The organism is Nonomuraea sp. NPDC048901 (genome assembly GCF_040649695.1).
In the GTDB taxonomy this organism is placed as follows: Bacteria; Actinomycetota; Actinomycetes; order Streptosporangiales; family Streptosporangiaceae; genus Nonomuraea.
In genome coordinates, this window is sequence record NZ_JBEZFW010000003.1 from 463,651 (window position 1) to 478,868 (window position 15,218).

12 protein-coding genes are annotated in these 15,218 nt (G+C 69.3%); 2 read left to right on the top strand and 10 right to left on the bottom strand.

Annotated features, from left to right (window positions below; genetic code table 11):
- Nucleotides 1-23 precede the first annotated feature (23 nt).
- Nucleotides 24-1,187 carry a histidine kinase gene (locus tag AB0C30_RS11635; protein WP_357942258.1) on the bottom strand — a complete coding sequence of 388 codons (1,164 nt, stop codon included), beginning with the start codon at nt 1,185-1,187 and terminating at the stop codon, nt 24-26.
- Nucleotides 1,188-1,257: 70 nt separating this feature from the next.
- Nucleotides 1,258-2,292, bottom strand: coding sequence for an alpha/beta hydrolase-fold protein (locus AB0C30_RS11640; protein ID WP_357942260.1), 1,035 nt, complete (start codon nt 2,290-2,292; stop codon nt 1,258-1,260).
- Nucleotides 2,293-2,423: 131 nt separating this feature from the next.
- Here AB0C30_RS11640 and AB0C30_RS11645 point away from each other — a divergent pair, with 131 nt between their 5' ends.
- Together AB0C30_RS11645 and AB0C30_RS11650 are read left to right on the top strand one after the other, a co-directional pair.
- On the top strand, nt 2,424-3,119 hold the full coding sequence (locus AB0C30_RS11645) for a helix-turn-helix domain-containing protein (protein ID WP_357942262.1): 696 nt from the start codon (nt 2,424-2,426) through the stop codon (nt 3,117-3,119).
- A gap of 222 nt (nt 3,120-3,341) precedes the next feature.
- Nucleotides 3,342-4,448 carry a serine hydrolase domain-containing protein gene (locus AB0C30_RS11650; protein ID WP_357942264.1) on the top strand — a complete coding sequence of 369 codons (1,107 nt, stop codon included), beginning with the start codon at nt 3,342-3,344 and terminating at the stop codon, nt 4,446-4,448.
- Between the two features lie 16 nt (nt 4,449-4,464).
- On the opposite strand, the gene AB0C30_RS11655 is transcribed toward AB0C30_RS11650, so the two are convergent.
- The 8 genes from AB0C30_RS11655 to AB0C30_RS11690 all read right to left on the bottom strand — a co-directional run bounded on the left by AB0C30_RS11655 (nt 4,465) and on the right by AB0C30_RS11690 (nt 15,184).
- Nucleotides 4,465-5,220, bottom strand: coding sequence for a hypothetical protein (locus tag AB0C30_RS11655; protein ID WP_357942266.1), 756 nt, complete (start codon nt 5,218-5,220; stop codon nt 4,465-4,467).
- 16 nt (nt 5,221-5,236) lie between these two features.
- Nucleotides 5,237-6,928 carry an ABC transporter ATP-binding protein gene (locus AB0C30_RS11660; RefSeq protein WP_357942269.1) on the bottom strand — a complete coding sequence of 564 codons (1,692 nt, stop codon included), beginning with the start codon at nt 6,926-6,928 and terminating at the stop codon, nt 5,237-5,239.
- Nucleotides 6,925-7,776 (bottom strand): ABC transporter permease, encoded by an 852-nt coding sequence (locus tag AB0C30_RS11665; RefSeq protein WP_357942271.1) that lies wholly within the window; start codon nt 7,774-7,776, stop codon nt 6,925-6,927. The genes AB0C30_RS11660 and AB0C30_RS11665 overlap by 4 nt, the downstream gene beginning before the upstream one ends.
- On the bottom strand, nt 7,773-8,732 hold the full coding sequence (locus tag AB0C30_RS11670) for an ABC transporter permease (protein ID WP_357942274.1): 960 nt from the start codon (nt 8,730-8,732) through the stop codon (nt 7,773-7,775). Before AB0C30_RS11670 ends, AB0C30_RS11665 begins: the two co-directional genes overlap by 4 nt.
- On the bottom strand, nt 8,729-10,306 hold the full coding sequence (locus tag AB0C30_RS11675) for an ABC transporter substrate-binding protein (RefSeq protein ID WP_357942276.1): 1,578 nt from the start codon (nt 10,304-10,306) through the stop codon (nt 8,729-8,731). The genes AB0C30_RS11670 and AB0C30_RS11675 overlap by 4 nt, the downstream gene beginning before the upstream one ends.
- 387 nt (nt 10,307-10,693) lie before the next feature.
- Nucleotides 10,694-12,412 (bottom strand): VanW family protein, encoded by a 1,719-nt coding sequence (locus AB0C30_RS11680; RefSeq protein ID WP_357942278.1) that lies wholly within the window; start codon nt 12,410-12,412, stop codon nt 10,694-10,696.
- Between the two features lie 255 nt (nt 12,413-12,667).
- Complete coding sequence (locus AB0C30_RS11685) at nt 12,668-14,041, bottom strand: MFS transporter (RefSeq protein WP_357942280.1); 1,374 nt, start codon at nt 14,039-14,041, stop codon at nt 12,668-12,670.
- Between the two features lie 270 nt (nt 14,042-14,311).
- Nucleotides 14,312-15,184: a F510_1955 family glycosylhydrolase gene (locus tag AB0C30_RS11690; protein ID WP_357942282.1), complete on the bottom strand. Its 873-nt coding sequence runs from the start codon at nt 15,182-15,184 to the stop codon at nt 14,312-14,314.
- Nucleotides 15,185-15,218 lie beyond the last annotated feature (34 nt).

Consider the following 15,218-nt stretch of genomic DNA (forward strand, 5'->3'; position numbering starts at 1 on the left):
CAAGCCCAGCGCCCGGATCGCGCTCAGCGCAGGCCCATCGGGATCCGGGCCCGAACCGTGAATCCGCCGCCGGACCGTACCCCGGCGCTCAGCTCACCACCGACCACACTGACGCGCTCCCGTAACCCGACCAGCCCTCGCCCGCCACCACGGCCCAGTCCGGCGCGGCTGGGTCCGTCCGTGGTGATCTCCACGTCCATCCACTCCTCGCCATGGCGTACATGGACCAGCGTGCGCTCGCCCGCGGCGTGCTTCACCGCGTTGGTGAGCGCCTCCTGGACGACCCGGTAGGCGGCCACCTCCGCGGCCTTCTCCATGGCGCCCGGCTGTCCGTCCTCGACCAGTTCCACCGGCTGCCCGGCGTCCCGGGTCCGCGCCACCAGATCGGGCAGCCGGCTCACCGACGGCTCGCGGCCTTCTCCGCCCGCTTCCGGCGTACCGTCCAGGGCACCGAGCAGGTAGCGCAGGTCGGTCAGCGCATGACGGCCGGTCTCGCTGATCGCCTCCAGGCCGGTGGTGACCCGCTCGGGCTGCCCGGCCAGGAATTGCGCCGCGTCGGCCTGCACCACCATCGCCGTCACGTGGTGGGTGACCACGTCGTGCAGCTCCCGCGCGATCCGGGCGCGCTCCGCCGCGACGACCGCCGCCTCGGCCAGCCGTACCCGCTCCGCCTCGGCGGCGCTCCGCTCCCGTACGACGACACCCGTGGCCCAGCACGCCACCAGGAACAGCAGGAAGGTCGTGTAGTCCAGCGGACGTTCCGGCGACCCCAGCTCGTGCAGGGCGACAGCGAGCCCCACGTACGCCACCACCGCGACCACGGCCACCGCGAGCGACCGACGCCGCAGGTGGGCGCCCACGCTGTACAACGCGACGATCAGCCCGAGCGCCGCGAACGCCGTGGGATAGCGCAGCAGCTGAAACGCTATGAACGCCCCGCCGACCACCGCCAGACACCAGACGGGCCACCGCCGCCGCATGGCCAACGGCAGGCTCTGCGCCAGAATCAGCAGCACTCCCACCGCGTCCAGCGGCAGGTCCGGCAGGTCCGCCAGATCGACGCCCTGATGAGCGATCCCGGGCACGAACGACAACCCGGCCAGCGTCCCCGCCAGCACGACATCGGTCCGCCGACTCCACGGCGTCGTCATCGCCATCAGCCGGAAAGAGGCCGTCAGTCGAGACACGCCCGCCAGCCTAACGGGACCCCGTCCGCCCCCTGACGCTGTCGCCGACCTCAGGGCGAGAAGTGGGGCCTCAGGGCGAGAGGCGGCGGCTCAGCCAGGCCAGGGCGAGCGGGTAGCGATACTCGATGGCGCCGTGCCCGGCGTCGAAGAGCTCGAAGTAGATCCGCTCATCGGGCACCCCCGCCACCTCCAGCGCCCGCCGGAACGCCGTGGCCCCGAAGTCCAGGAAGTACTCGTCCCTGTTGCCGGCATCCACCCAGATCGCCCGCATCGACCGCAGCGCCTCGGCGTACTCGGGCCGCGCCGCCATGAGCACCGGGTCGCGGGCCAGCCAGCGCTCCCACACCTCGGGTATGACGGCGCCCGTGTCGTCGAACGGCAGGCGGACCGTGCCGTCCTCGTCGGCCGAGTACGCCGCCGCGTAGGCGTACATCTCCAGCAGTTCGAGGTCGCCTTCCCTGGTCCCGGCGATCCTGCTCCGGAAGTCGGACAGGAACTTGTCGTACGAACCGCCGTACATGTCGCGTAGCCGCCGCGCGACGACCGGCAGCGCGGACCGGAAACTGACCTCGAACAGCGAGTCGCCCGCATGGGTGGCGAGCGCCCCGAACACGTCCGGCCGCAGCATGGCGGTGACCATCGCCCCGCCGCCCCCGCTGGACTTGCCGGTGACCGCGCGGTGGTCGCGGCCGGCCAGCGTACGGTAGTGGGCGTCCACCCACGGCACGACCTCGTCGCACAGGTAGGAGTGGTAGCGGCCGGTCGCGGGCGAGTCGAGATACTGGCTGCCGGCCAGCGAGGTCCACGCGTCGACGTAGACGACGATCGCGGGCGGCACGTCACCGGCCGAGAACACGCCGTCGGCCAGTTCCGGGTACGTACGGCGGAACGGCGTCCGGTTGAACCACATGGCGACGTGTCCGGTGTAGCCCTGCAGCACGTAGATGGCCGGGTAACGCCGGTCGGGCTGGTCGTCGTACCCCGGGGGGACGTACACGTACAGAGGCCGCTCATGCGGATCCCCAAGGGGGTTGCCGCGCAGCAGCACGCTGTCGATGACGTTGTGGTCAAGGCGGCCGGCCAGCTCGTCGGACCAGGGCAGCATGGGCTTCCTCTCCTTGGCCGGCGTCAGCCGACCGAGATGTCGATCCCCGATGGCACTTGGAGATCAGCCTGCCACCTCCGCTTTGCCGTTGCGCGGACGTCCGGGGCACCGGAGGTCGCTAGGCTTCCTCCGTGGACAGCGCAGAACTGAAGGACCGGGTACGCGAGCTGCGAGCCGAAGGCCGGTCTCCCAAGGAGATCGCCCGCACGCTGGGGGTGTCGCCGTCGGTGGTGGCCCCGCTCGTCCGGGCCGTGGCGGCCGAGGGCAGCGCGGCGGCGACGGGGGAGCCCGAGGTGGCCGGCTGCTGGATCAACGTCGGCTGGAGCAACGGCCTCACCGTCGACCCCGCCCGAGGCTGGATCGACGAGAAGCCGGATGCCGACGGGCTGGACGGCAAGGTGTGCGTGCTGGTGGCCCGGCGGCACAAGTGGGACCGGATGACGGTCTGCGGCTACCTCGCCGACGTCTACTGCACGGGCGTCAAGGACCTGATCGGGCCGGACGTCATTGACGACCGGCAGCTCAGCAGGTTCCGCGAGTACTTCTTCAGCGATTACGCGGGCTGGCAGGAGGCGCCGATCGAGCTGGCTCAGCATCTCGTCTTCGGCTCGGTCGACTATGCCCGCACGCTGGGCCTGGAGCCGTTCGTGACCTTCGACTCGGCCTCCCACGTCCTGGGCACCTGGGAGGGCGGTCCGTCGGCGATCACTTTCGGCCGCGACGGAAAGCCGTTCTACGTCCCGGGCGAGAACGACGAGTCCGGCAAGATCGTCAGAATCCTGGAGCGCAAAGTAGGCCCGGCGGGCTTCGACACTTCCGTTGAGTGATCCGGTGGTCTGGAGAGCCGACCCGGCGTGCTGACTCTGGCCTCGCCCAGCCGCCGCTGAACAGCCGCGGTTGGAAAGCCCCCTCCCTCGTGGAGGGGGCTTTCTTCTATCTAGTTGTTCTCGGTGTCCGCTCGTAACAAGGGCCTGCCCCAGGAACTTCGCAGATGCTCATGTTCTCCATATACCCTCCATAGGTATATTCGAGAGAGAAGTCGGACAGGGGTGAGCGAAGCGGTGCAGGTCGCAGGATTCGTTGCGGACGGGTACGACAGGGTGCGCGAGGTCTTCCAGGACTTGGTGCGCGACGGCCGGGAGACAGGAGCCGGAGTGTCGGTCTGGCGGGACGGTCGCGAGGTCGTCCGGCTGAGCGGGGGCTGGGCCGACGCTGTTCAGGGCCGTCCATGGCGCGCCGACACCCTGGTGCAGCCGTACTCCCTGTCGAAGTCGTTCGTGACGCTCGCCGCTCTGGTGGCGGTGCGTGATGGCGCGCTGGTCCTGGACGAGCCGGTATCCCGGTATTGGCCGGAGTACGGGGTCAGCGGTAAGGAGCGCACCACGTTGCGTCAGGTGCTCACGCACCGGTCGGGGCAGCCTCGGTTTCCGGCCGAAGCCGCAGGCCTGGACCTGCTGGACGACGCGGGGCTGCGGGAAAGCCTGGCGAGGGCGGCGCCGGAGTACGTCCCCGGGACGTCGCTCGGAGAGCATGCGCTGACCTACGGACATCTCGTGGACGGCATCCTGCGCGCCGGCGCCGGGACCACGCTAGGGGAGGTGTTCAACGAGAGGGTGCGGCCCGCGTTGGGGCTGGACGCCTGGTTCGGGGTGCCGGATGACGCGCTGGAGCGCGTCGCCGACCTGGAGTACGCCGACCCGGAATGGCCCAGCCAGTTGCACGCGGCGCCGTGGCTGCAGATCCCCGACGGGACCCTGGACGTCGAGCGGGCGAACTCACGATCGTGGCGGCAGGCGGTGTTCGGCGCTGTCAACCTGCACACCACCGCGACCGCCATGGCCAAGTTCTTCGCCGAGCTGACCAGCGCGGACGGCCCCGTATGCGCGCTGCTCGGGCCGCGGTTGCACGCCGACCTCCTGGCTTCCCAGGTCACCGACTTCGATGAGGTCTTCGGCACCAGGATCACCTGGACGTTGGGGTTCGTACGAGACCGCGGCAAGATCGCCAAGGGCGGGATCGGCGGTTCGGCCGCTTGGTGGTCGCTCAAGCACGGGCACGGCTGTGCCTACCTGACGCGACGACTGGATGATCATTCCCGCGCCGCCGCGATCGCCGCGGCGCTGGACGACGACCTGACCGTGGTAGGCGAGGACTGACCAGGCCCTCGCTTCCCTAGTGCGGGACGACGCCCTCGACCAGAACCCGCCGATAGTTGGCGATGCGCTGGTCCACGCTGTCCAGGCAGCAGCTGGAGCACTTCGTCTCCTCCATGGAGGTGTAGTACAGGCAGCACGTGTCGCGCAGATAGAACAGTCCCTTCCGGTCGTCTGCCGTCAGCCGGACGACCTTGCCCAGGCGGTCGAGGTCGATGGTGGACGCGGCCGAGAAGGTCTTGTAGGCGCTCTCCAGCTGATCGACGTCCCCGCCGCGTCTGCTGGCGATGCAGAAGGCCGCCGCGCAGCCATGCGCCACGCCGCCATGAAGCTGCCGGAGTCCGGCTCGGGTACGAACCCGCATGGCCTGCGCGAGCGGCAGAAGATGGTCGTCCAGGACCCATTCCACCAGGGTGGTCACGGGGGCTTCCGCGACCCGGGGCTCGCGCAGCCCGACTGCCTCGAAGCCGTGGTGGGGAGACAGCCGGATGGCGACGTTCCCAGGACGCATGTCGATCACCACGCCCTCGACGGCCCAGGCCAGCACCGCGGCCGCCGTCACGGTGCCGGCGTACACGGCCATGACCGTGAGCGCGGTCGCGTGATCGGAAACCTGGCCGCTCGCCCGGCGCTCGGCTTCGAGAATCCGGCCCAGCTCCGCCGACCGCGGATCCAGCAGCCGGTCACAGGCGATCCAGTCCTCTCCTGGCGCGAGCCCCTGTTCGAGCCGGAAACGTTCGCCGAAGGACTCCAGTCGCGTGAAGACGTCTGTCACTTGCCGTCCTTGTCTTTCATGTCTGAGCCGCTTCGAGCAACTGCACGGTGTACGGGTGGGAAGGGGTGCGGGAGACGTCCTCCGAGGCGCCGTCCTCGACGACGGTGCCGTTGCGCAGCACGACGATCCGGTCACAGGACTGCACCGCCTCACCGAGGTCATGGGTGACGAACAGGACCGCCAAGCCGCGGTCCGTGGCCAGAGCGCGCAGCGTGGTGGCGATGCCTGCTCGGGTGGAGACGTCCAGCATCGAGGTGGCTTCGTCGGCGATGAGGAGGATGGGGTCGGCGGCGAGTGCTCGCGCGATGGAAACGCGTTGCCGCTGTCCGCCCGACAGCTGACCTGGGAAGCGTTGGAGGAACTCGGAGGTTTCCGGCAGTCCAGCAGCGGTGATGGCGTCCCGCACCCGTTGTTCCCCTTTTACACCGGCCAGTACGAGCGGTTCGGCTACGAGGCTCGCGACCCGCATGCCGGGATGGAGCGCGTCGTACGGGTCCTGGTGCACGAAGCCGATCCGCCGCTGGAGACGGCGCAGCGCCCGGCCGCGCCGTGCTGTCAGGTCTTCGCCGGAGATCTCGACCTGGCCCTCGGAGGGGTGGAGCAGGCCGAGGATGATCCTGGCCAGGGTGCTCTTGCCGGATCCGCTCTCGCCGACCAAGCCGACGATCTCCCCGGCGTGGATGTCGAGGTCCACGCCGCGCAGCGCTTCCACGGTTCTTGAACGGGTCCTGTACGCGTGCCGGACCTGGTTGACGCGCACCACCGGCGGTCCCTGGGCATGCTCGGCCCGCGGTACCACCGGATAGGCCGCTTCGTCCGGGTGATGGCAGGCGACCTGGGCCTCGCCGTGCGGACGAAGGTGCGGTTGTTCTGAGGTGCAGCGGTCGGTGGCGAGCGGGCAGCGCGGGGCGAACCTGCAGCCGTCCGGCAGCAGGTCGAGCGCGGGTGCCGAGCCGGGGATGCTGCCCCACGGCACCTGCCGGTCGGCGACCGGTGTGGCGGTGAGCAGGCCGGTGGTGTACGGGTGGGCATGCTCGCGGGACAGCGTGCCGGCGGAGCGGACCTCGGCCAGCCGTCCCGCGTACATCACCGCGGCCCGGTCCGCGTACGGCATGAGCCCGGCCAGGTCGTGCGACACGATCAGCGTGCTGATGCCGAGCCCGGACAACAGCGCGAGGACCTGCCGCTGGGTGATCGCGTCCAGCCCGGTGGTGGGCTCGTCGGCGATCAGCAGGCGGGGCTCGCCGGCCAGGGCCAGAGCGATCGCGACCCGCTGCCGCTGCCCGCCGGACAGTTCGTGTGGGTAGCGGCGCAGCATGCCGTGCTTGAGACCGACGCGTTCGAGCAGGTCACCGGGCTGCGCCTGGCCGCCGTGCAAGGTGAGCATCTCGGTGAGCTGCGCTTCGATCCGGTGGACGGGGCTCAGGCCGGTCATCGCGCCCTGTGGCACGATCGCCACTCGGCTGCCGCGTATGCCTCGCCAGTCGACGCGGCCGGTCAGCTCGTGCTCGCCGTCGAGCAGTGCGGAGCCGGTCACCGTGGCGGTGCGGGGGAGCAGCCCCAGGAGCGCGCGGACGAGCGAGGTCTTGCCGCAGCCGCTCTCGCCCACCAGCGCCACGATCTCGCTGTCCGCGACGTCGAGGTTGATCCCGTCCACCGCGGTCAGGCCGCCGTAGCCGACTGTGAGCTCCTTCAGCGCCAGGGTCATCGGGCGGCCTCTCTCAGCGCGGGGTTGAGACGTTCCTCGACGGCGGTGCCGATGAGGGCGAGGGCGAGAACGGTGAGCGAGATCGCGGCGCCGGGCGGGAGCGCCCACCACAGCCACGCGTCCGACAGGAACACGCCGTTGGTCTGTACCCAGTACAGCGTGGTGCCCCAGCTCGGCGCCGTCGGGTCGCCGAGCCCGAGGAAGGACAGGGTGGCGTCGTAGATGACGGCCCGCATCGCCGTACGCACGAAAACGGGGATGAGCAGCGGGCCGATCAGGTAGGAGCCGTGCCGCAGGAGGAGCCACCAGCGCGGCGCTCCCATGGCGCGGGCCACCTCCAGATGTCCTCGTGACCACGCCGTCAGTACGGCGGCGCGCAGCACCCTGGCGGGGACCGGCCAGAGAATCAGCGCCAAGATCGCCACCCGCATGCCGAACGACTGGCCGAGGAAGGCCGCCGCGAGGATGTAGAGGATCAGCTCGGGCAGCACCAGCATGATGTCGGTGCCGCGCATCAGCGTGGCCGACAGCCAACGTGGCCCGATCCCGGCGGCGCCGCCGACCAGCGCGGCGAGCAGTGTGGTGGCCGCGGCGACGATGAACGCCAGGCTCAACGAGGTGCCCGCGCCCACGATGAGCTGGTCGAGCAGGTTCCTGCCCAGGTCGTCCGTGCCCAAGAGCAGCCCGCCCCCGGGAGGGGCGTACGGCTCCGCGACTCGGGCCCGGCCCGCGTCGTCGGGAAGGGTCGTCCCGAACAGGGCGACCCCGAGGACGACCGTGAGGATCCCCGCTCCGATCAGGCCCTGGACTCCGAGTAGCCGGCGGCGTGGTGCGCGTAGGAACATCATCGGCGGGCCCGGGGGTCGAGGAACGGGTACGTGGCGTCGGCCAGCGCGTTCATGAGCACGACCAGCAGCGTCAGTACCAGGAACGCGCCCTGCATCAGCGGGTAGTCACGGGCCGAGATCGCGCCGAACGTCAGCCGCCCGAGCCCGGGATAGGCGAAGACCGTCTCCACCACGATCGAGCCCGCGGCCAGGAAGCCGATCTCCATCATGAGAATCGTGTGCACGGGAAGCAGCGCCGGACGCAGCGCGTGCCGCCGGACGAGCCGCCCGTACGGTACGCCCCGGGCCTGCGCGTGCTGGATGGGCTCGCTGGTCAGCACGGTCAGCAGAGAAGAGCGGGTGTACAGGAACAGGTAACCGAGGCCGGTCAGCGTCAGCGTACTGACCGGCAGGATCAGGTGCAGCAGCACACCCTGGACGGTCACACCCTCGATTCCCGACACGCCGAAGGTCGGCAGCCACTGGAGCCGCACCCCGAACAGGACGATGAGCAGCATGCCCAGCCAGAACTGGGGGAGCGAGTCCAGCACGATCGCGGTGCTCAGCAGGCCGGAGCCCTTGCCTTCGCGCCTGCGCAGCCCGCCCACCACACCGAGGGTGACCCCGAGCAGCGCGGTCACCACGGTGCTGGTGCCGACCAGCAGCAGCGTCCAGGGGAGCGCCTCACCGAGCGCTTCGGTGACCGGGCGGCCGTCGGACAGCGAGGTGCCCAGGTTGAGGGTGAAGACGCCGGTGAGGTAGTCGAGGAACTGTTCGGGCAGGGGCTTGCCGAAGCCGTACTGGGTGGCGAGCTGGGCGCGTTCGTCGGCGGTGAGCCGGGCCAGCGCCTCAGGGCTGCCGAACAGCTTCAGCGGCCCGCCGGGCAGGGCCCGAGGCAGCGCGAAGTTGAGCGTGAGCGCCACCCCGAGCACCGCCGCGTACTCGCCGAACCGGCCTGCCGTGTATCTCCAGCTCATGAGAGCTGGAAATCGACGAGCGAGAACTTGTTGAGCGCCGCGGAGCCGTTCTGCCACGTCCAGCCGCTGTAGACGTCCTTGCGGAAGGCGTAGGCGCCATTGCGGTAGTACAGCGTGAGGAACGGCAGCTGCTCCGCGATCTGGGCCTGAAGCTGCTTGGCCGCCGCCGTCCTGCCCTCCATGGTGGGGGCCGAGGTCAGCGTCCGGATGATCTCGTCCACCTTGTCGTTCTTGAACCCGACCACGTTGAGCGAGCCGTCCTCCGGATCGGAGGCGAGGAGCTGGGCGATCGATCCGCTGCTCAGCATGACCGGCGCGGACCAGCCCCACATCGACATGTCATAGTTGCGGCCCTTGCTCACGTCGTAGTCGGGCCACACCTTGGCGTCCAGGGAGTCGGGGTCGAGCGCGGTCACCTTCACCGCGACGCCCACCGCCTTGAGCATGTCCCGGATCAGCTCCGCGCTGCGCAGCCGGTCGGTGGAGGTGCTCTGGACCAGCAGCTCGTACGACATCGGCTTGCCGCCGAGCACCCGGATCCCGTCGGCGCCCGGCCTGGCGCCCAGGGCGTCGAGCTCCCGTTTGGCCGCCTCGACGTCGTAGAGGGGAGCGAGCTGATCGGGCTTGACGGGCGAATCCGCGTGGATGAAGCCGGGGTTGCCGGGCGTGCCCTGACCCAGCAGCGCGGTTTTGACCAGGTCGGTCACGTCGATCGCCTTGGCCAGCGCGCGGCGTACCTCGGGCTTGTCGAACGGAGCCCGGCCGGTGTTGAAGGCCAGCAGCGTGGAGGCGAACTCGGTGCCCTTCACCACGCCGATGTTCGGCTGCTTCTCCAGTGCGGAGAGCTGCTGCGGCGGGACGATCCTGGTGGACATGTGCACTTCACCGGTCCGCAGGGCGGCGAACTGCGTTGACTCCTCCGGAATGACCACGATCTTCACGGTGTCGGCCTTCGCCTTGCCCATGGGGTACGAGGTGTTGGCCGTCAGGGTGTAGCCGCGGGCGTTGTCATACTTGGTCAGCTTGTACGGACCCGTGCCGATCGCCTTGTCGGTCCCGGCCTCGCTGACCTTCGCCACCGATGACCACACGTGTTCGGGCAGGATCGCCATGTCGGCCAGGATCCGCCGCGGGAACTCGGGGTCGGGCGCTTTGAGCGTCATCGTCACCGTGTCGCCGGACACGGTCACGTTGTCGATCGGGCGCAGGTCGATCGAGGAGTCGCCCTCCATGTGCTTCTTGTAGAAGTCGACGCTGAACGCGACGTCTTCGGCGGTCAGCGGTTTGCCGTCGTGCCAGGTGACGCCCTGGCGGAGCGGCATCGTGAACACCTTGTTGTCGGTGGTCCGCAGCTCCCGGGCCAGCAGCGGCGTCACCCCGTCACCTTGGACGACGACCAGCGTGTCGAAGAGCAGCTTCACCAGGTTGTTGCCCGGGTAGCCGGTCTGGTTGGTGAACGGGGTCAAGGTGCCTTCGTCGGACGAGATGGCGATGGTGAGGCTCTTCGCCGCTGCCGGAGCCTTTCCGCCGGCGGGTGGCGCGGTGCCGGCGCCGCAGCCGGCCAGCGCCGTCACCGCTGCTGCCGTAGCGATCAGACTCAGAAAACGGCGATGCACAGAAACCTCCGGGGGGTATGAGAGGTCGAGACGTCCTCGGTGTCAGGGGCGGGGTTTCAGGTGACTCTATAGGCATTTTCCGTAGATACAAGTGCCAGTTCGGTTAACACCACAATTCCCCGCAGGGGAGCTGTTCAGTCGGCTGAGCTGCGTATATGGTGGACTGATCGCCCATGTGGCCGCCCTGCCGGGCGGTTTTCCTGGGTGGCGACCATCCCGCATGGGCAGGCATCTACGAAGGTTCGTCGTAGATTGCCGTGTGAGACTGTGGCGGGAAGGAGGGTCAGGCGGTCGAGGGGGGCGACGGGACGGCAACCAGCCGTGCACGTGGTCCGAGAGCCTGCCTCACTTGCATGTCAAACGCGGCTCGGCGGCGTAGACGGTGTGGAACTTCTGCCTGCGCACTTCCTTGCCGTCTTTCTTGAAGATGCGCCAGACATCGATCGCGAAGCCCTCCGCGCCGCCCATGGGAATGCAGTCCTTGCCGGAGTCGGTGAGGGAGGGGGCGGTCTTGACGTCGTAGCGGGCCGAACTCTGGGCGGTGACGTCGTAGCGTTTGGTGCTCCAGAAGTCCACGGTGATCGACGTGCTCGTGTAGGAGGTCTTGATCAGCACGCCGTACGGGGAGTCGTTGCGCCAGCGGAAGTCCGGCTGCGGATAGGAGACGGTGGACTCGCGGCCGGCCGGATAGCGGGAGATGTAGTACTGGTGCGCCATATGCTGCACGTCCTGGAATCCGCCGAAGAACACGGCGTTGAACATCGTGGTGGCGAACTGCGACACCCCGCCGCCGACGTCGTTGACGAACCGGTTGTTCAGGATCATCGGCGCCTCGACGAAGCCGCGCGCCTTGTCGCGCTTGCCGACCAGGCCGTTGAGCGAGAACGTCTCGCCGGGCATGACGACATGGCCGTCCACAATGTCGGCGATGCGGTGGATATTGGTCACTCGTGGCGCGCAACACGGGTGGCGGGTGGTGAAGGTGCTGACCTTCTTCTCGACCCCCAGCTTCCTGGCCTGCTCGGTGGTCAACCGGGGCTGCGCCTCGGCCACCGGTACCTTCACCTCACGCTGGCCGGCCGCCAGGGCGGCGGAGACGGCCCCGCCGAAAGCCTTCGCGTCGATGCCTCGGCCGGGACGGGCGGGGAGGACGCGCGGCTTGCCCTTCACGATCTTGAAGGAGGCGTCTTGGGGCTGATGGCTTGCCGGGACGAGTTGTTTCTGCAAGTCAGGGAGGAGTTCTCCGCTGCGGAAAGAGGGGCGCAAGCTGCCTTGGCCGTCGGAGACGAAGCGAAGCCCGGCGGCCAACTGGGCGCGGGTCAGGCTGGCTTTCCTGTCGCCGTTGACCAAGGTCAGCGGACTGGCGACCGCCGTGGTGGCCATGGAGCCCGCGACGCGACGCACCTCGGCCGACGAGATCCGGGGCGGTAGCGTGCGGAGGGGCAGCGCGACCGTAGCGCGGTTTCCCAGGAAGGCCTCGCGGAGCAGCCGTGCGGCCCCGTCGCGGTCGAGGGCGCGGCCCGACTTGGCGGGGATCACCTGCGGTTCGAGGCCCTGGTAGCGCACGCCGCCCTCGCGAGGCTTGCGGTCGATTGTCTTGGCCAGAACGGCGAGTCGGGTGGTGAGGCGGGATTCGTCGGCCGTGATCCGTGGCTGGAGCTCTCTGTCTTCGCCGAACAACGACCGGACGACTCCGGCCGGGCTGCCCGCGCCGGCCAGCGCCGCCACGAGTGTCGCCGGGATGTCGAACCCCAGCCCGAGCTCGGCGGGGGTGAGCCGTGTCGTCTTGCCTGCCACGGACAGCGCCATCGGTCGGGTGGCCCGCTTGCCGAGCTCACGCTCCAGCCGGGCGCGAGCGTCCGCCTCCGGCAGGCCGCCGACGTCCACGCCGCCGATGCTGGTGCCGGACGGCACCTGACCCCCCAAGGCGATCGCGGGAACGGCATAAGCCGCAGCCAGGACGGCGACCGCTGCGACCACGACGAGTATCCAGCGACGTCGGCGCCTTCCCGCGCGGCCGCTCCTGGGCGCCACCTGCTGCGCCAGAGCGGCACGCGGGCTCATCGCAAGGCCCCGCGAGATCGTGGATCGACATGGCACATGGCGCGAAGTCTAACTGCCCTACTAGCGCAAGCCGTAGATAGTTAGGAAGCCTGCCACTCGACGACCCGTTTGTTCCGTCGTGGCGCTTGCTCCGAAAACCATGCTGCCTCCCGACCCGCTGATGGACCCTCCGGGAAGGTTGGTGGGGCCACCGGCTGGACGATCGTAGGCGAGGTGGAGAGCGGGCCGGCCGCTACGCGGTGTTGGTCGGCGAACTCAGACGGTGCGAACGCAGGCGCACTGGCATGCCGCGAGAGTACCCTCCGCAGCCTCTGCGACTTCCCGCGTGGCGCCTTCGGTCCTGGCGGAAGCAACCACCGCTGCGACGCGGCCTCCGGCCTCGGCCTTCCTGATGCGCGGCTGGACCGCCGCTGCCGTACGCTCTCCGACCTCGACCTTCTCGTCGCGCGGCCAGATCGCCAGTGCCGTTACAGCTCCGACTGCCGCCAGGCCCGCCAGCACGGTCCAGGTGATCGTGAAGCCCGCGTTCGTGGCGACCCATCCGGCGATGGGATAGGTGACCAGCCAGGCCAGGTGGGACAGCGAGAACTGGGCGGCGAAGACCTCGGGAATTCCGGTGGGATCGACCGCCCGGCGAAGTACCCGCCCGGTCGGCGTGACGATCAGCGCCATCCCGCCGCCGATCGCTACCCAGATCACCCCGGTCGGCAGTGGTGCGGCGACGCTCGCCGCGGACATCGTGACCGCCGCGCCGACCGCGACTATCAGTACGGCGGCACCGATCAGCATCACGAACCGGTCCGCCACCCGGTCCAGGACGCGCGGGAGGACGAGGGCCACCAGCAGCGTCCCCGTTCCGGACGCGGCGAGCACCCAGGCCACGTCGGACTGGGCTCCGCCGAGAACGTCGCGGACGTAGTTCACGGTGTTGACGACCACGATGGAGCCGACGGCGGCGACTACGAGGTTCAGTGCCATGACGCCGCGCAGACTCGGGGTGGCCGCGAAGGTGCGGATCCCCGCCACGGCCCGGTCCCAGGCGTTCGTGTGTGAACTGGGGCGCGCGTTGGGGATGCGCGTGGACAGGACCAGCAGCGCGGACACGGCGAACCCGACGGAGGTGCCGATGAACAGCAGGTTGAACGACATGAACGTGAGCGCCACAGCCGCGAGCACGGGGCTCAACAGGCTCTCCATGGTGTAGGCCACCTGCGATGCGGACAGGGCGCGGGTGTAGTCGGCCTCCTTGGTCACGATGTCGGGGATGACCGCCTGAAACGTCGGGGTGAATGCCGCTGACGCGGTCTGGAGAACCCCGATCAGGACGTAGATGTGCCACACCTCGGTGACGAACGGCAGCGCGATCACCACCAGAGCGCGCACCGCGTCGAGGATCGTGAGAAACCAACGTCTGGGCAGCCGATCGACGTACGCGGCCGCGAGCGGTGCGACGATCACGTACGCGACCATCTTGATCGTCAGTGCGGTGGCGAGAACCGCACCGGCGCGCGGACCTGCGAGCTCGTACGCGAGCAGCCCCAGCGCGACGGTAGCCAGACCGGTACCGAACAACGCGATGACTTGAGCGCTGAACAGCCGCCGGTAGTCGCGAATCGCGAACAATCCCATGTCCGTCTCCTCCCGGGCAACCGCAGTCACCATCAAGCTATATACCCCCTGGGGGTATTAACATCGAGAGTTTACTATACTAGGCGGGGGTATATGTCAAGCTACGAACTCGAGCTCGGCAACCGTCGGCGACGGCAGGACCGCGCCGGCTCGGTGAGATCCCCGACCTGCCCGACTTCTCCCACACCGACGACCGGGAGGAGGAAGGGGTGCAAGACCGCTCGGGTCAGACAGCGCGCTCTGGCCCGTAGAGAGGGGCCGGGCGGTGGGTCAGTTCGCGGGGGCGAAGGCTGTGGTGAAGGTCTTGCCGCCATCCTTGGACTCCAGGATGGTGCCGTCTTCCAGGGCGGCCAGCAGTCGCCGGCGGTCCACGGCCGTGAACGCGGTGGCCTGGCCGGGTAGCTTGCCGACGGTGGTCCAGGTCTTGCCGTCGTCCTGGCTGGTGTGGATGCGGCCGTCGGCCCCCGCGCCCACCAGCAGGCCATTGGCCAGAACGTCCACATGACTGAGCAGTGGTGCCTTCGGCATCTCGACGAAGTTCACGCCGCCGTCCTCGCTCACCTTCAGTCCTTCCGGGGTGGTGGCGTACAGGCGGGTGGGCTTCTCGGCGCTCACGCCCAGGTCGAGGACCTTCTCTTCGGTGCCCTGGGTCCAGGTGGCGCCGCCGTCTCCGCTGCGCCAGACCTTCGAGGTCTGGCTGTCGAAGGCGTACAGGTTCTCGCCGGCTAGTTGGAGGGAGTGGAAGTCGGCGGAGCCGTCCTGCGAGATCGTCTTCCAGGTGAGCCCCGCGTCGGTGGAGCGGACCAGTCCGAGGTGCGGCGGGCGATCCGGGGAGACGTCCTCGGCGGCGGGATGGCCGCTGGCCAGGAAGGTCTTGGGGCCGGTGATCGTGAAGCCCATGTGGTCCTGGTCCCGGTCGGCGACGCGGGCGACGGTGGTCGAGGAGGTGACCGTGAACAGCCCGTAATGCCCGGCGACGTAGAGGACGCCATCGGCCGGATCGACGCCGACGCCGTGGACGTGGCCGACCCCGAGGTCCGGCGACCCGCTCGTTCCGCCGTGCTCCGGGGCCGCCTGTCCGCACGCGACCAAGGCGAAGCTCAGTGCGGCTGCCGAAAGCAGCCGCCGACCCACATGTTGCATGGCCGAATACTACTATTGACTATCGTAGATAGCG

Excerpts from the sequence above, each read along its gene's own strand:
- AB0C30_RS11685 (WP_357942280.1), bottom strand. The coding sequence starts at position 14,041 with ATGGGATTGTTCGCGATTCGCGACTACCGGCGGCTGTTCAGCGCTCAA.
- AB0C30_RS11640 (WP_357942260.1), bottom strand. The coding sequence starts at position 2,292 with ATGCTGCCCTGGTCCGACGAGCTGGCCGGCCGCCTTGACCACAACGTC.
- AB0C30_RS11665 (WP_357942271.1), bottom strand. The coding sequence starts at position 7,776 with ATGATGTTCCTACGCGCACCACGCCGCCGGCTACTCGGAGTCCAGGGC.
- AB0C30_RS11690 (WP_357942282.1), bottom strand. The coding sequence starts at position 15,184 with ATGCAACATGTGGGTCGGCGGCTGCTTTCGGCAGCCGCACTGAGCTTC.
- AB0C30_RS11680 (WP_357942278.1), bottom strand. The coding sequence starts at position 12,412 with ATGAGCCCGCGTGCCGCTCTGGCGCAGCAGGTGGCGCCCAGGAGCGGC.
- AB0C30_RS11670 (WP_357942274.1), bottom strand. The coding sequence starts at position 8,732 with ATGAGCTGGAGATACACGGCAGGCCGGTTCGGCGAGTACGCGGCGGTG.
- AB0C30_RS11660 (WP_357942269.1), bottom strand. The coding sequence starts at position 6,928 with ATGACCCTGGCGCTGAAGGAGCTCACAGTCGGCTACGGCGGCCTGACC.